A 14,913-nucleotide genomic window follows, 5' to 3' on the forward strand; every position below is an offset into this window, starting at 1 on the left:
TCATCGGGTTGCTCGGCCTCGGCCGGTGCCCGGGCACCCGCTAAATGACCTCGAGCAGCAGCGGCGGGCCCGGATCGGCCGACAGCGGGACGTTGGCGCGCTGCATCAGCCACGCGGAGATGTTGTGGAACAGCGGGGCCGCGGAGTAGCCGGGCGTGCCGTCGGCGTTGCGGCTCGGGGCGTCCATCATGATGCCGATCACGTACCGCGGGTCGTCGGCGGTGGCCAGTCCGGCGAAGGTGATCCAGTAGACGTTGTCGTAGTAGCAGGCGCAGGCCGGGTTGATCTGCTGGGCGGTGCCGGTCTTGCCGGCCATCTGATAGCCCTCGACCGAGGCCGACGGCCCGGTGCCCTGCTGGTAGCCCATCGGGTCGCGCTGGACCACGGCCCGCAGCATGTTGCGCACGCTGCGCGCGGTCTCGGCCGAGACCACCCGCACGCCCTCCGGGCGGCGCTCCTCGGTGCGGTTGCCGTCGGCGTCGATGGTGGCCTTGACGATGCGCGGCGGAATCCGCATCCCGTCGTTGGCGATGGCCTGGTACATCCCGGTCATCTGCAGCAGCGTCATCGAAAGGCCCTGCCCGATCGGCAGGTTGGAGAAGGTGCTGCCCGACCACTGATCCATCGGCGGCACCAGGCCGGCGCTCTCGCCGGGCAGCCCGACGCCGGTGCGCTGGCCGAGGCCGAACTTGCCGAGCATGTCGGCGAACCGCTCCGGGCCGACCCGCTGGGCGATCATCAGGGTGCCGACGTTGGAGGACTTTCCGAGGATCCCGGTGGTGGTGAACGGCACGGTGCCGTGCCCCCAGGCGTCCTTGATGCTGACCCCGCCCATCTGGATGGTGCCGGGTACCTGGAAGACCTCGTCGGGGTTGGTCAGCCCCAGTTCGATCGCGGTGGCCATGGTAATGATCTTGTTGACCGAGCCCGGCTCGAACGGCGCGGACACCGATGGGTTGCCCATCTGCCGGTGTTCCTGCCGGCCGATGTCCTGGGACGGGTCGAAGGTGTTGTCGTTGGCCATCGCCAGCACCTCGCCGGTGCGCGAGTCCATCACGACGGCCGAGACGTTCTTGGCCCCGGACAGGTCGCGGGCCTGCTGGACCTGCTGCTGAACGTAGAACTGGATGTCGTTGTCGAGGGTGAGCTGCACCGTCGAGCCGTCCACGGCGCTGTGCTTGTTGCGGTAGCTGCCGGGGATCACCACGCCGTCGGAGCCGCGGTCGTAGGTGATCGAGCCGTCGGCGCCGGCCAGCACCGAGTCCATCGCGCTTTCCAGACCGAGCAGGCCGTGACCGTCCCAGTCGATGCCGCCGACGATGTTGGCCGCCAGCGCGCCGCCGGGGTACTGGCGCAGGTCCTGTCGTTCCGCGCCGACCTCCGGGTATTCCTTGGTGATCGCGGTGGCGATGGCGGGATCGACTGCGCGGGCGAGGTATTCGAACGGCTTGGTGCTGCGCAGCTTCTTGAGCACGGTGACGTAGTCCGGCTTGTTGTTCAGTCGGGTCGACACGCCCTTGGCGATCTCCCGCAGCCGCGCATCAGGTTCGGGTTCGGTGCTCGACTTGTCGCGGGCGACCTGCAACTGCTTGCGGACCACGTCGGGCTGGAAGGTCAGCGCGCGGGCCTCGACGGTGAACGCCAGCTTGGCGTTGTTGCGGTCGACGATGGCCCCGCGTACGGCCTGCTCGACGTCGGTGACCTTGAGCTGGCTGGCGGCCTGGGCCTGCAGCGCCGGGGCACCGGGGACCTGCAGGTAGAACAGCTGGGCGGTGGCGATGACCAGCACCAGCGCCATCACGATGTTGCCGGCCCGGCTGCGGAACGCGAACGACGCGGTGCTGCTTACCGTTTCGGTTGCCTCACGGGTTCGGCGCTGATCGGCCTTGTGACCGGCGGTCAACGCCCGGCCCTCGGCCGCCGGGGGCGCCGGCCGGCGCTGCCGGTCGCGGCTCATGCCGCGGCTCCGGGCACCGGCGCGACGGGTGCCGGCGCGACGGGGACGACGGGGTCGACCGCCGGGGCGGTGGGCGCGGGACCGGGCAGCGCCGGGCCGGGTGCGACCGGCGCGCCGGCCAGCGGGGAAACCGGCTGCGGGACAACGGCTCCGGGCAGCGGCGCGGCGGCCGGCGCCGGAGGCAGGGCCAGCCCGGGCACCGGCCGGGGCACCGGCGCCAGCGCGTCGCCGTGCGGGGTGACCGGGACCGGCACCTCGGCGCCGGGGGTGACAGCGCCGGGGGCACCGGGGATCGCCGCGCCGGGCACCGGAACACCGGGTACCGGCGAGCCGGCCAGTGGCACGGTGGGCGCGCCGGCCGCGGACGGTCCGGGCACCACGACCGGGCGTTCCAGGGCCGCGGCCGGGTCGGGCTTGCGGGCCGGCGGCGGGGCCGGCTTCTCGTCGGGCAGTTTGACGTTCAGCGGCGGCGGCGACACCCCCTCGGCAGGCTTGGGCGTACCGACCACCATCCAGGCCCCGGCGGCATCCTGCACCAGGTGCGCGGTGTTGCGCGACGGGATCATGCCCAGCTCGCGGGCGGCCTCGGCCAGCGCGGGCGCGGCCTGCGCCTCCAGCACATCGCGCTCCAGCGATTCCTTCTGCTGCGACAGCGCCTGATTGAGCTGCCGCTGATTGCCCAGTTGGTAGGACCGTTCGGCGGCGTCGGTGGACAGCCACAGCGTGGCGGCCAGACCGAAGCCCAGCGAGCCGATCACCAACACCACAAAGGGCACCTTGGCGGCCAGGGTGCGCGGGTTCAGGTCGATCGAGGACAGCCGGTTGATCAGCCGAACCCGCAGCGGAACCCGAACCAGCTTGGGCGCCTTCGCCTTACGCGCCTTGGCCCGAGCCTTCGCCTGGCCCGCGCTGTTGGCCCGAGTCCGGGCCGGCGCCGCGGCAGTGCGCGGCGCGCGGGGTCGACCCTCGCGGGCCGGCGCCGGGGAACCCGGGGTGCGCGCCCGGCCGGCGCGTTCGGCGGGCGGACGCTGGCCGCGCACCGGGGCGTCGGCGCCGCGCCGGGACGCCCCACCGGCAGCCGCGGCCTTGCGACGGCCGGGCTGCTCGGCGCGCCCGGATCCGCTGCGGCCCTGCCGAACCGGCTCGCCGCGACGCCCGCGGGCGGCCGCCGGTGATTCCCCCGCCTGGCTCTTGCGCCCGGTCTTCATCGCCCGTCCCCTTCCATCCGGCGCTGCACGGCACGCAGTCGTACCGGCGCACTGCGCGGATTGCGTTCGATCTCGTCGTCGTCGGCACGCTCGGCCCCCCGGGTCAGCGCGGTGAACTCCGGTCCGTAGCCAGGCAGTTCGACCGGCAAACCGGCCGGCGAGCGACTCGCCGTCGCGGCGGCGAAGACCTGTTTGACGATCCGGTCTTCCAGCGACTGATAGGCCATCACCACCACCCGCCCGCCGGGGCGGACGGCCTCCAGCGCCGCCGGCAGGGCCTGCCGCAGCGAGTCGAGTTCGGCGTTGACCGCGATCCGCAGCGCCTGGAAGGTGCGCTTGGCCGGGTGTCCGCCGGTCCGCCGGGTCGCGGCCGGAATCGCTTGGTAGAGCAGCTCGACCAGCTCACTGGTGGTCCGAAGCGGGGCGCTGGCGCGGCGGCGCACCACCGCGCCGGCGATCCGTCCGGCAAAGCGCTCCTCGCCGAATTCCCGCAGAATCGCGGCGATTTCGCCCTGCGGATATTCGTTGAGGATGTCGGCGGCGGTGACCGAGAGGCCATCATCCATCCGCATGTCCAGCGGCGCGTCGGCCGAGTAGGAGAAGCCGCGTTCGACGCGATCCAGCTGCATCGAGGACACCCCGAGGTCGAACAGCACCCCGTCGATGGAAGCGGTTGCCGGCAAGCCGGATTCGGCCAGCGCCCGGCCAATCTCGTCGTAGCGGGCGTAGACGGCGGTGAACCGGTCACCGAAGCCGGCCAGTCGCTGCCCCGCGATCGCCAGCGCCGAGGGGTCGCGGTCCAGGCCGATCACCCGCAGTCCGGGATAGCGCGTCAGCAGCGCCTCGGAATGGCCACCGGCACCCAGGGTGGCGTCGACGATGACGGCCCCGGTGCCGTCGGACTGGGCAGCGGTCAGCGCCGGCGCGAGCAGTTCGATGCACCGGTCCAGCAGCACCGGAACATGCCCGTATCGCCCGGGATCGTCGGCCACCGCACCACCTCCACATCGATTCCGAATCCCGGCCCGTGCACCGTGGCCCCTGTCCGACGTCGCGCACCTGGCGTTGGGGAAGTACGCCAGGGTCGGTTCGGACAGAGACCGCGGTGCGCGGTCCGGGTTGACCTCCAGATCAGATGCTGTCGCGAAGTGCTTCATCGCCGGCCGCGGAGAAGTTCTCTTCGTGGGTCTGTTGGTAGTCCTGCCAGGCCTGGGCGTCCCAGATCTCCAGGTAGTCGACCGAGCCGATCACTACGCAGTCCTTGGACAGGTCCGCGTACCGCCGGTGGTCGGCGCTCAGGGTGATCCGGCCCTGCGCATCCGGATGCTGCTCGTCGGCCGCTGCGGCGAACACCCGCAGGTCGGCCCGCTTTTCCGGGTTGGCCTTCGCGTCGGCGACGGCCTTGCGGGCGCGTTCCTCGAACTCGGCCCGGGGAAACACGGCGAGGCTGTGATCTTGGCCCTTGGTGACCATCAACCCTCCTGCCAGTGCGTCGCGGAACCTGGCCGGCAGCGTCAGCCGGCCCTTGTCGTCGAGCTTGGGCGTGTAGGTACCGAGAAACACTCGACACCTCCCCGCCTTGGGCCCGGGGAGCGAGGGCCGGGATCCATTCGGCCGCTCGCTCCGATGTCAGCCACGATACCCCACAATGCCCCACATCGCTCCATATAGATCCACTCAGAACGTGTCGCGCCCCACTTTTCCCCCGAAGTTGGCCCAGGAACCCGCCCGGGGCCCGATCTGACCGCCGGCAGAAATGACGAAAGCCCAGGTCATAGACCTGGGCTTCGCGTGGGGGGAGAAGTGGGGCGCGGTGGCCGACTACTCCTCGAAACGGCGCCGGAACCGATCTTCCATGCGGTTACTGAACGATCCACCGTGTCCCTTGCCGCGCTTACCGGCGGCGGAAATGTCGGTGACGTTCGGCGCGGTCGGTTTCCGGGAGCCGGTGACGGCGAACAACGCGCCGCCGAACATCACCAGGAAGCCGAGCACCGACAGCACCGGGAAGTCGCCGATCCGGGTGGCCGTGACGGCCACCCCGGTCACCAGCATCGCCAACCCCAGCACGACCAGTCCGGCGCCCCACAGGCGCCGCAGCGCCGACGGCGCACGCATCGAGCCGCCGCGCACGCTGGAGGCGAACTTGGGGTCCTCGGCGTACAGAGCGCTCTCGATCTGGTCGAGCATGCGCTGCTCATGCTCGGAGAGTGGCATTCTTCCCTCCTTGCCGGGGCGGCGGTCGTTTTTCCGATGACGAGGTTGTCCGAGCAATGCCGGACGGTTGGCTCCATGATACGAGGTGATCCAGCGCTGTACCACCTTGTTCCTCAGTGATTCTAGTCCGTCGGGCGCCAGCTCCAGACGCCGAGTCACTCCGGCACCGTGCGTACCGTGTGGACAGCTCCGGTCCGGACCCGACGATAATGGGAAGCCACGGCGCCCGACGGTGCCATCGTCCCCGCCCACCAGGTCTATCGGGAAGGCCCGCGATCGTGACAGGCTCCTCGACCACCCTCTATCTCATCGATCTGTCGGTCGACGATATGGCCGGCCGGTTACGGGAGGCGCTCGGCGTCTACGTGCAGGCGATGCGCTATCCGCGCGGCACCGAGAACCAGCGCGCCGCGCTCTGGCTGGAACACTCCCGCAGGCCGGGCTGGAAGGGTGTCGCCGCGCTGGAGCTCGACCGGGCGTTCGGACCCGAGGCGCCCCCGGCGGACGCCGACCTGCGCCGGGGCCGGCTGCTCGGGGTGGCCTACGGCTACCGCGGTGCCCCCGACCACTGGTGGCAGCAGCAGGTGCTGGCCGGGCTGCGCCAGGCCGGGCTGCCCGAAGCTCAGATCGCGGCGCTGATGACCAACTACTTCGAGCTCACCGAGTTGCACGTCGAACCCGGCGCCCAGGGCCGCGGACTGGGCGAAGCCCTGGTCCGCCGGTTGGTGCAGGGCCGTACCGAGGCGAACGTGCTGCTGTCCACCCCGGAGATCGACGGCGAGGACAATCGGGCCTGGCGGCTGTACCGCCGGCTGGGATTCGGTGACGTCATCCGCGGCTATCGCTTCGCCGGCGATCCCCGGCCGTTTGCCATCCTCGGCCGGTCTCTGCCGCTCTGAGACCCCCGATCTGGCACGATGGCCGGGTGCGCGCCCCCCGTCGAGCCCGTCGAATCCGCCTGCTGGCGCTGGTCGCTGCGCTGCTGCTGCTGTCCCCGCTGGCCGCCGGCTGCGTGCGCGTCCGCGCCACACTGACCGTCTCCCCCAACGACACGGTGTCCGGCTACATCATGGCCGCGGCCAAGCCCCGCAATGACGCGGACCCGGGGCCGCAGTTCAGCAAGGACCTGCCGTTCGGCCACAAGGTCGCCGTCACCAGGTACAAGCGGGACGGCTTCGTCGGCTCGGAGGCGGTGTTCTCCAACCTGACCTTCGCCGAGGTCCCGCAGCTGGCCGACCTCAATTCCGACGCCGCCGGCGTCGACTTGGCGTTCCGGCGGGCCGGCGAACTGGTGATCCTGGAGGGCCGGGTCGACCTCACCTCACTGGGCACCGACGACAACGAGGTCAAGCTCAGCGTGGCGTTCCCCGGCGAGATCACCTCCACCAACGGCGAGCGGGTGTCCACCTCGACGGTGGAATGGCAGCTCAAGCCCGGCATCGTCAACACCATGACCGCCCAGGCCCGCTACACCGACCCGAGCACCCGGCTGTTCAACGGCGCCGCCAGGTGGATGGCGCTGGCCGCGCTGGCCGTCGCCCTGGCCGTCGGCGCGTTGGCCTGGAAGACCCGGGATCAGTCGCCGCGGGTGACCGCACCCGAGCCGACCCGGGACTGAGTCAGCCCGAGGTTCGTCAGCACCTCGCTGGTCGCCTTGGCGAAGTTCAGCGTGCAGAAGTGCAGGCACGGCACGCCCTCGTCGATCAGCCGTCGGCTCATCTCGGTGGCCAGCTCGATGCCGGCCCGACGCACCGCATCCCGGTTCTCCGCCGGCCCGTCGCCGGCGGCCCGGCTCAGCCGCTCCAGCACCGACGTCGGGATCTGCGAATCCATCAGCTCCACCATCCGGCTGACCGACCGCAGTGAGGTGATCGGCATCAGGCCCGGGATCAGCGGCTTGGCACCCTGCTCGGGGTCCGCCGCGCAGACCCGGTCCCGCAGCCGCAGGAAGTCCTCGACGTCGAAGAACATCTGGCTGATCGAATACTCCGCGCCGGCCCGCAGCTTGTTGACCAGGTTCGCGGTGTCGGCGGCCAGGTTGATCGCGCGCGGATGCCCCTCCGGGAAGGACGCCACCCCGACGTGGAAACCGCCGGCGGCGGTGATCAGCTCCACCAGTTCGACGGCGTATGCCAGCCCCTCGGGGTGCTGCACCCACTCCTGGCGGACCCCGCCCTGCGGGTCGCCGCGCAATGCCAGCACGTTGTGCACCCCGACCGCGGCGAAGTGGTCGATCAACTCGCGAAGCTCCGCGACGCTGTGCCCCACCGCGGTCAGATGTGCCACCGGCAGCAGCGACGTCGTCGCGGCCAACTCCCCCACGATCCGCGCGGTGCGGTCCCGGGTGGTGCCACCCGCCCCATAGGTGACCGAGACGAACGCCGGGTCCAGCGGCTCGAACGCGCGCGCGGCACGCCACAGCTGCGCCTCGCCGGCTTCGTCGCGCGGCGGGAAGAATTCGACCGAGAAGGGCGTCCGGGCTACGGCGATCTCGGCAATCCGGTCCACCACCGACACCGTCGGGCCATCGGGATGCTGGGCGCTCACCCCGCCAGCATAGGAGGCCTCGCCGGCCGGGCTGGGCCGGCGAGGCCCTTCCGCCGGCAACGATCCCGGGCGAAATTGCGCCGATCCCCGGCCGTCGTTCGAAAAAATCCCCGACGATCTAGGCTGTAGAGCGCAATACCGCAGGAGAAAGGGGCGCTGCTCTGAGCGACAACGCAGCGGCACCGTCGGTCATGGAACTGGCCGGTGCCGTCACCGAGCAACTCCGGACATATCTGTCGACCCGGCGTCGGGATGCGGCGTACATGGGCCCGGACTACCACCGGCTGATCGGCGCCCTGGAGGACTTCGTCCTCAACGGCGGCAAGCGGGTGCGCCCGGCCTTCGCCTACTGGGGCTGGCGCGCCGTCGTCGAGGAGACCGCCGACGGCGACGCACCCTCGGACGCCGCGGTGCTGCCGCTGTTCGCCGCGCTGGAACTGCTGCACGGCTGCGCACTCATCCACGACGACGTCATCGACGACTCCGGCACCCGGCGCGGCATGCCCACCATCCACGTCCGCTTCGCCGACCTGCACCGCAGCAACGATTGGGGCGGCTCGTCGGAGAAGTTCGGCATGTCCGCGGCCATCCTGCTCGGCGACCTGTCGCTGGTGTGGGCCGACGACCTGGTCGCCACCCTCGACCTGCCCGACGACGCCCGCCGACGGGTGCAGCGGATCTGGTCCGACATCCGCACCGAGGTGCTCGGCGGCCAGTACCTGGACATCGTGGTGGAATCCTCCGGCGCGCCGACCATCGAGTCCGCCATGCAGGTCGCCACCTACAAGACCGCGTCCTACACCGTCGCCCGGCCGCTGCAACTCGGCGCCGCCGCGGCCGCCGACCGCCCCGACGTGCAGGCCCTGTTCCACGGGATCGGCAACGACCTGGGGGTGGCGTTCCAGCTGCGCGACGACCTGCTCGGGGTGTTCGGCGACCCGGCGGTCACCGGCAAACCGTCCGGCGACGATCTGCGGTCGGGCAAGCGCACCGTGCTGCTGGCCGAGGCGGTGGAACGCGCCGCGGCGACCGACCCGGCCGCGGAGCGGCTGCTGCGCAGCTCTATCGGCACCGACCTCAGCGACGCCCAGGTGCGCGAACTCTGCGCGGTCATCGACGCGGTGGGCGCGCACGCGGCGGTGGAGGACCGGATTCGGATGCTGAGCACCCGGGCCCTGGACCAGCTCGCCGCCGCCCCGATCAACCCGCAGGCCAAGGCGGGACTGACCGACCTGGCGCGGCTGGCCGCCCACCGCAGCGCCTGAGCCGCCATGACGACCGGCTCCTCCCCCGACGTCCACACCGGCACACCGGCCGGGCAGTGGCAACGGCTGCGCGAATTCACCCGCTCCGACCGGTCCCGCCCGGCGATGCTCGGGCTGGCCGGCGCGGTGGCGGTCACCGCGGGCGGCCTGGGCGCAGGCAGCACCCGGGTGCACGACCCGCTGCTGGAGACCCTGCACCTGTCCTGGCTGCGGTTCGGCCACGGGTTGGTGGTGTCCTCGGTGCTGCTCTGGGGCGGCGTCGCGGTGATGCTGGTGGCCTGGCTGTGGCTGGGCCGGCGGATGCTGGCGGGCCGCACCGACGACTACACGATGATCGCGACGACGGGATTCTGGCTGGCCCCGCTGCTGCTGTCGGTGCCACTGTTCAGCCGCGACACCTACTCCTACCTGGCCCAGGGCGCGCTGCTGCGGGACGGTTTCGACCCGTACGCGGTCGGCCCGATCGAGAACGACAACGGGCTGCTCGACGACGTCAGCCCGATCTGGATGACGACCACCGCCCCGTACGGCCCGGCCTTCATCCTGGTCGCCCGGTTCGTCACCACGATCGTCGGCGACAACGTGGTGGCCGGCGCCATGCTGCTGCGACTGGGCATGCTGCCCGGGCTGGTGCTGCTGATCTGGGCCGCCCGCCGGATCGCCCGGCACGTCGGCGCCAACACCACCTCGACGCTGTGGGTGTGCGTGCTCAACCCGCTGGTGATCCTGCACCTGATGGGTGGCGTGCACAACGAGATGCTGATGGCCGGGCTGATGGCCGCCGGGATCGCGCTGATCTTCGCCGACCGAGCGGTTACCGGGTTCACCCTGGTGGCGCTGGCCACCGCGGTCAAGGCCACCGCGGGCATCGCCGCGCCGTTTTTGGTCTGGGTGTGGATGCGCAACCTGGCCCGCCGGCGCGGCTACCGCTCGCCGGTGGCCTTCCTGGTCGCCGGGGCGAGTTCGGTACTGATCTTCGTCGTCGTGTTCGCGGTGTCCTCGCTGGCCGCCGGCGTCGGACTGGGCTGGCTGACCGCCCTGGCCGGCTCGGTGAAGATCATCAACTGGCTGACCATTCCCACCGCCGTGGCGAATCTGACCAACGCCATCGGCGGGCTGTTCATGACGGTGAACTTCTACGCGGTGCTGGAGGTCACCCGGATCGCCGGCCTGCTCATCATCGCCGCCGCCCTGACGGTGCTGTGGTGGCGGTACCGGCGCACCGACCGGGACGTGCTGATCGGGATGAGCCTGGCCATGGTCGTGGTGGTGCTGTTCGTGCCGGCCGCGCTGCCCTGGTACTACAGCTGGCCGCTGGCCGTCGGCGCGGCGCTGATCGCCTCGCGGTCCGCGATCGCGCTGGTCGCCGGGTTCTCCACCTGGATCATGGTGATCTTCAAACCCGACGGCAGCCACGGCATGTACTCGCTGCTGCACGTCGCGCTGGCGACCGGCTGCGCGATCGGGGCCTGGTATTACCTGTCCCGCCCCGAGCAGGCCGGCGACGACGCGGCGGCGCAGCAGCCCGCCGCGGCGAGCTGACGCCGGCCGACCCCTCCCTGCCCGGGAGGTTTCAGAAGGCGCGTGCCTGCGCGCGGCGCATCACCTCGCGGGCCTGATGGGAATGCAGCGCGTCCACCGGGCGGGCGTTGTGCACCGGTTCGGCGGATCCATCGAGGGTGATCGTCAACGTGTCGTCCGCGGTGAACAACCAGCGCAGGATCTCGGTGTCGTCGTAGCCGCCGTCGTTCAGCACCGCCAGCAGGCCCGGCAGCTGCTTGACCACCCGGCCCGGTGGGGTGAAGAACGCCTGCGGGATGACGATCACCTTGTCGCGCCGCACCGCGACGAGATGGCGGTCGCGCAACTGCTGATGCACCTTGGTCACCGGGATACCGAGCATCTCGGCGACCTCGGGCAGCGTGTAGGTGGGCTCGTCGGGATCGAGCACGTCCTGACCGGCGGGAATGCTACTCACCGGGCAAGTGTAGGGCCAAGCCCGCAGACTCGGCCCCTACGATGGGTCCGTGACACCGGAAGAGTTGCAGGGCGCCACCCTCGACGGCCGCTACCAGGTGCAGAACGTCGTCGCCTCCGGCGGCATGTCCACCGTCTACCGGGGCGTTGACCTGCGGCTGGACCGCCCGGTGGCGCTGAAGGTGATGGACTCCCGCTACGCCGGCGACCAGCAGTTCCTGACCCGGTTTCAGCTGGAGGCCCGGGCGGTCGCCCGGATGTCGCACCCGGCCCTGGTGGCGGTCTACGACCAGGGCGTCGACGGGCGTTCGCCGTTTCTGGTGATGGAGCTCGTCGAGGGCGGCACGCTGCGGGAACTGCTGCGCGAACGCGGTCCGATGCCGCCGCATGCCGTCGCGGCGGTGCTGCGCCCGGTGCTGGCCGGGCTGGCCGTAGCGCATCACGCCGGGCTGATCCACCGTGACGTGAAACCGGAGAACGTGCTGATCTCCGACGACGGCGAGGTCAAGCTGGCCGACTTCGGGCTGGTCCGGGCGGTCGCGCAGGCCGGCATCACCTCCACCAGCGTCATCCTCGGCACCGCCGCCTACCTGTCCCCCGAGCAGGTCAGCACCGGCGACGCCGATCCGCGCAGCGACATCTACGCCGTCGGGGTGCTGGTGTTCGAGCTGCTCACCGGCCACACCCCGTTCGACGGCGACTCTCCGCTGGCGGTCGCCTACCGGCGCATCGACACCGACGTCCCGGCGCCGAGCAGCCTGATCGGCGGGGTGCCCGTGCAGTTCGACGAGCTGGTCGCCCGCGCCACCCGCCGCGACCGCGACGAGCGCTACGCCGACGCCGACGAGATGGGCGCCGACCTGGAGGCGATCGTCGAGGAACTGGGGCTGCCACCGTTTAGGGTGCCCGCTCCGCGCGACTCCGCCGAGCACGCCAGCGCCGACCAGGTCGGCACCGAGCGCGTCGGCACCGAGCCGGCACGCCATCGCACCCGGCACCTCACCCGCGGTCCCGGCGACTGGGCCGGCACCGCCGACGAGCGGGAAACCGACCGCCATCCCCGCGGGCGGGTGGCGCACGACGTCACCGCGATCGCCGAGGACGGCTACGGCGACTTCGAGGTGGATCCCCGCGAAACCGGTTATGCCCGAACCCGGTTCGCCGGTGTCGAGATCGCCGATCTGGCCTGGGAGCGGCACCGCGGGCAACGCAACCTGCTGATCTCGGTGCTGGTCGTCGCGGTGCTCACCGCGCTGGTGGCGGCGGCCGGCTGGGCGCTCGGCGCGAACCTGCCCGGATACTTCTAGTCAGCCGCGCAGCATCTCGGCGGTGTCCGAACGCCGAGCCTGCCGCGCTGGTCGCTGCGCTCCTTAACCGCGCAGCATCTCGGCGGTGTCCGAACGCCGAGCCTGCCGCGCTGGTCGCTGCGCTCCTTAACCGCGCAGCATCTCGGCGACGAGAAACGCCAGTTCCAGGCTCTGCTGGGTGTTGAGCCGCGGATCGCACGCGGTCTCGTAGCGGCCGCCCAGGTCGTCGTCGGAGATGGCCTGCGCGCCGCCGAGGCATTCGGTGACGTTCTCACCGGTGATCTCGACGTGGATGCCGCCCGGGTGAGTGCCCAGCCCGTGGTGCACCTCGAAGAAGCCCTGCACCTCGTCGACGATCCGGTCGAAGTGCCGGGTCTTGTACCCGGTGGACGACTCGTGAGTGTTGCCGTGCATCGGATCGCACTGCCAGACCACCAGGTGGCCGGAGGCCTGCACCTTCTCGATGATCGGCGGCAGCACATCGCGGACCTTGCCGTTGCCCATCCGGCTGACCAGCGTCAGCCGGCCCGGGACATTGTGCGGATCCAGGCGTTCGACGTACTCGACGGCCTGCTCCGGGGTGGTCGTCGGGCCGATCTTGACGCCGATCGGGTTGGCGATCACCTCGGCGAACGCGATGTGCGCACCGTCGAGCTGACGGGTCCGCTCGCCGATCCACAGGTAGTGCGCGGACAGGTCGTAGAGCTTGAGGTTGCCGCCGGCCTCGTCGGAGTCGTCGGCCAGCCGCAGCATCGCGCGCTCGTAGTCCAGCACCAGCGCCTCGTGGCTGGCGAACAGGTCCGCGGACTCCAGGTTGCGGTCGTTGACCCCGCAGGCGGACATGAACCGCAGCGCGCGGTCGATCTCCCCGGCCAGCGCCTCGTAGCGGGCCCCGGCCTTCGAGGTGCGGACGAACTCCCGGTTCCAGTCATGCACCAGGTGCAGCGAGGCCAGTCCCGAGGAGGTCAGCGCCCGCACCAGGTTCATCGCGGCGCTGGCGTTGGCGTAGGCCCGAACCAGCCGCGACGCGTCGTGGTCGCGGACCGCGGCCTCCGGCGCGAAGCCGTTGACCATGTCGCCGCGGTACGACTTCAGACCCAACGCGTCGATGTCGGAGGACCGCGGCTTGGCGTACTGCCCGGCGATGCGGGCGAGCTTGACCACCGGCATGCTGGAGCCGTAGGTCAGCACCACCGCCATCTGCAGCAGCGTGCGGATATTGGCCCGAATGTGCGGTTCGGTGTTGTCGGCGAACGTCTCGGCGCAGTCGCCGCCCTGCAGCAGGAACGCCTCACCGCGGGCCACCTGGGCCAGCTGAGCGCTGAGCTTCTCCACCTCCGAGGGCACCGTGATCGGCGGCACGCTCTCCAGCACGGTGCGCATGGCCTTGGCCTGCTCCGGGTCCCAGCTGGGCTGCTGCACCGCGGGCTTGTCCAGCGCCGCCTCCAGCCGCGCGCGCAGATCCTCCGGCAGCGGGGGCAGGGAGGGCAGCTGTTCGATGGGAACGTCGACAGTCCAGTTCACCCGTCCATGGTAACCGTGATGCACCAGCGAATTTCCCGGCGGCGGGGCCAGCGGAAAACCCCGGGAGAAAACCCGGCCCCGCGCCCGACCAATAGTCATGCGCGAACCGTCGCGCCACCCGACCCGACCTAGGATTGACAGCCATGAACTGCGACGTCGCCCGCGAGGCGCTGTCGGCCCGCATCGACGGCGAGCGCGAACCGGTGCCCGCCGCCCGGGTCGACGAGCACTTAGCCGGCTGCGCCGACTGCACCGACTGGCACATCCGGGCGCGTCGGCAGGCCGAGCTGCTGCGGGGACTGGTGGGCCGGGGCGGCCCCGCTTTGACCGCGCTGAACCCCGACGATGACGACCGCGCCGCGCCCGCCCGGCCATCCCGGCGGGAGCCCGCGCTGCGGATCGCCCTCGGCGTGGTCGGGGTGACCCAGATCGGGTTGGCGGGGCTGCAGGCCGGCACCGGCGACCTGGGCATCGGCCACGGCGCCGGCCATGGCGCCCACCTGCTCAACGAATCGACCGCCTGGACGCTGGCGCTCGGGGTGGCGATGCTGGCCGCCGCGCTGCGCCCGGTGGCCGCCGCGGGCCTGGCCGTCGTGCTGGCGGCGTTCACCGTCGTGCTCGGCGGCTACGTCGTCGCCGACGCGATCGGCGGGGCGGTGACCCCGACCCGGGTGCTCTCGCATCTGCCGGTGCTGATCGCGGCGGTGCTCGCCGTGCTGCTGTGGCGTTCCACCGGCCACGGAGGTTCGGGGACGCCGGTGGGCGCCCAGGATTCCTCGGCCCCGGTCGTCGTCCCGGACCGGGCCTCCCCCGGCCGTCGTCGGCACCTCTGGCCGACCGACGGCTCCGCCGCATGAGAAGGCCGACCGACGGCTCCGCCGCCTGAGAAGGCCCCCGGACCGCTTCCGCCG

General features: G+C 71.4%; 13 protein-coding genes and 1 pseudogene. 6 read left to right on the forward strand and 8 right to left on the reverse strand.

Going from position 1 to position 14,913, the window contains the following annotated elements:
• Positions 1-40: 40 nt before the first annotated feature.
• The 5 genes from G6N10_RS06095 to G6N10_RS06115 form a co-directional block, all read right to left on the reverse strand.
• On the reverse strand, positions 41-1,957 hold the full coding sequence (locus tag G6N10_RS06095) for a peptidoglycan D,D-transpeptidase FtsI family protein (RefSeq protein ID WP_085099278.1): 1,917 nt from the start codon (positions 1,955-1,957) through the stop codon (positions 41-43).
• Positions 1,954-3,165 carry a cell division protein FtsL gene (locus G6N10_RS06100; RefSeq protein ID WP_234810642.1) on the reverse strand — a complete coding sequence of 404 codons (1,212 nt, stop codon included), beginning with the start codon at positions 3,163-3,165 and terminating at the stop codon, positions 1,954-1,956. The genes G6N10_RS06095 and G6N10_RS06100 overlap by 4 nt, the downstream gene beginning before the upstream one ends.
• A complete protein-coding gene (gene rsmH, locus G6N10_RS06105; RefSeq protein ID WP_085099275.1) occupies positions 3,162-4,322 on the reverse strand; it encodes a 16S rRNA (cytosine(1402)-N(4))-methyltransferase RsmH in 1,161 nt (386 codons plus the stop codon). Before rsmH ends, G6N10_RS06100 begins: the two co-directional genes overlap by 4 nt.
• Positions 4,297-4,728: a division/cell wall cluster transcriptional repressor MraZ gene (mraZ, locus tag G6N10_RS06110; RefSeq protein ID WP_085099272.1), complete on the reverse strand. Its 432-nt coding sequence runs from the start codon at positions 4,726-4,728 to the stop codon at positions 4,297-4,299. The genes rsmH and mraZ overlap by 26 nt, the downstream gene beginning before the upstream one ends.
• 258 nt (positions 4,729-4,986) lie before the next feature.
• Complete coding sequence (locus tag G6N10_RS06115) at positions 4,987-5,382, reverse strand: SCO2097 family morphological protein (protein ID WP_085099269.1); 396 nt, start codon at positions 5,380-5,382, stop codon at positions 4,987-4,989.
• Between the two features lie 329 nt (positions 5,383-5,711).
• Here G6N10_RS06115 and G6N10_RS06120 point away from each other — a divergent pair, with 329 nt between their 5' ends.
• The gene (locus G6N10_RS06120) at positions 5,712-6,281 is read left to right on the forward strand and encodes a GNAT family N-acetyltransferase (protein WP_234810653.1); all 570 of its coding nucleotides are present in this window, start codon (positions 5,712-5,714) and stop codon (positions 6,279-6,281) included.
• A 26-nt stretch (positions 6,282-6,307) separates the two neighbouring features.
• Positions 6,308-7,000 (forward strand): LppM family (lipo)protein, encoded by a 693-nt coding sequence (locus G6N10_RS06125; RefSeq protein WP_085099263.1) that lies wholly within the window; start codon positions 6,308-6,310, stop codon positions 6,998-7,000.
• On the opposite strand, the pseudogene G6N10_RS06130 reads toward G6N10_RS06125, so the two are convergent.
• A pseudogene (locus tag G6N10_RS06130) lies at positions 6,981-7,929 on the reverse strand (methylenetetrahydrofolate reductase); the annotation flags it as partial. The gene G6N10_RS06125 and the pseudogene G6N10_RS06130 overlap by 20 nt on opposite strands.
• 191 nt (positions 7,930-8,120) lie before the next feature.
• Between G6N10_RS06130 and idsA2 the strand changes: the two are divergent.
• Entirely contained in the window at positions 8,121-9,194 is a 1,074-nt protein-coding gene (gene idsA2 / locus G6N10_RS06135) for a bifunctional (2E,6E)-farnesyl/geranyl diphosphate synthase (RefSeq protein ID WP_085099256.1), read from the forward strand.
• A gap of 6 nt (positions 9,195-9,200) precedes the next feature.
• The gene (locus G6N10_RS06140) at positions 9,201-10,736 is read left to right on the forward strand and encodes an alpha-(1->6)-mannopyranosyltransferase A (RefSeq protein ID WP_109750598.1); all 1,536 of its coding nucleotides are present in this window, start codon (positions 9,201-9,203) and stop codon (positions 10,734-10,736) included.
• 31 nt (positions 10,737-10,767) lie between these two features.
• Here the strand turns inward: G6N10_RS06140 and G6N10_RS06145 are convergent, their stop codons facing one another.
• Positions 10,768-11,172, reverse strand: coding sequence for an Rv2175c family DNA-binding protein (locus G6N10_RS06145; RefSeq protein WP_085099253.1), 405 nt, complete (start codon positions 11,170-11,172; stop codon positions 10,768-10,770).
• 64 nt (positions 11,173-11,236) lie between these two features.
• On the opposite strand from G6N10_RS06145, the gene G6N10_RS06150 reads away from it, so the two are divergent.
• Positions 11,237-12,478, forward strand: a complete 1,242-nt coding sequence (locus tag G6N10_RS06150) for a protein kinase domain-containing protein (RefSeq protein WP_109750597.1) — start codon at positions 11,237-11,239, stop codon at positions 12,476-12,478.
• Positions 12,479-12,604: 126 nt separating this feature from the next.
• Here the strand turns inward: G6N10_RS06150 and G6N10_RS06155 are convergent, their stop codons facing one another.
• Positions 12,605-14,002 carry a class II 3-deoxy-7-phosphoheptulonate synthase gene (locus tag G6N10_RS06155; RefSeq protein WP_085099247.1) on the reverse strand — a complete coding sequence of 466 codons (1,398 nt, stop codon included), beginning with the start codon at positions 14,000-14,002 and terminating at the stop codon, positions 12,605-12,607.
• Between the two features lie 143 nt (positions 14,003-14,145).
• Here G6N10_RS06155 and G6N10_RS06160 point away from each other — a divergent pair, with 143 nt between their 5' ends.
• Positions 14,146-14,859, forward strand: a complete 714-nt coding sequence (locus G6N10_RS06160) for a zf-HC2 domain-containing protein (RefSeq protein WP_085099244.1) — start codon at positions 14,146-14,148, stop codon at positions 14,857-14,859.
• Positions 14,860-14,913 lie beyond the last annotated feature (54 nt).

It is taken from the genome of Mycolicibacterium fallax, from assembly GCF_010726955.1.
Classification (GTDB): domain Bacteria; phylum Actinomycetota; class Actinomycetes; order Mycobacteriales; family Mycobacteriaceae; genus Mycobacterium; species Mycobacterium fallax.

Excerpts from the sequence above, each read along its gene's own strand:
- G6N10_RS06140 (WP_109750598.1), top strand. The coding sequence starts at position 9,201 with ATGACGACCGGCTCCTCCCCCGACGTCCACACCGGCACACCGGCCGGG.
- G6N10_RS06095 (WP_085099278.1), bottom strand. The coding sequence starts at position 1,957 with ATGAGCCGCGACCGGCAGCGCCGGCCGGCGCCCCCGGCGGCCGAGGGC.
- rsmH (WP_085099275.1), bottom strand. The coding sequence starts at position 4,322 with ATGAAGCACTTCGCGACAGCATCTGATCTGGAGGTCAACCCGGACCGC.
- idsA2 (WP_085099256.1), top strand. The coding sequence starts at position 8,121 with ATGGAACTGGCCGGTGCCGTCACCGAGCAACTCCGGACATATCTGTCG.
- G6N10_RS06120 (WP_234810653.1), top strand. The coding sequence starts at position 5,712 with ATGGCCGGCCGGTTACGGGAGGCGCTCGGCGTCTACGTGCAGGCGATG.
- G6N10_RS06160 (WP_085099244.1), top strand. The coding sequence starts at position 14,146 with ATGAACTGCGACGTCGCCCGCGAGGCGCTGTCGGCCCGCATCGACGGC.
- G6N10_RS06100 (WP_234810642.1), bottom strand. The coding sequence starts at position 3,165 with ATGAAGACCGGGCGCAAGAGCCAGGCGGGGGAATCACCGGCGGCCGCC.
- G6N10_RS06115 (WP_085099269.1), bottom strand. The coding sequence starts at position 5,382 with ATGCCACTCTCCGAGCATGAGCAGCGCATGCTCGACCAGATCGAGAGC.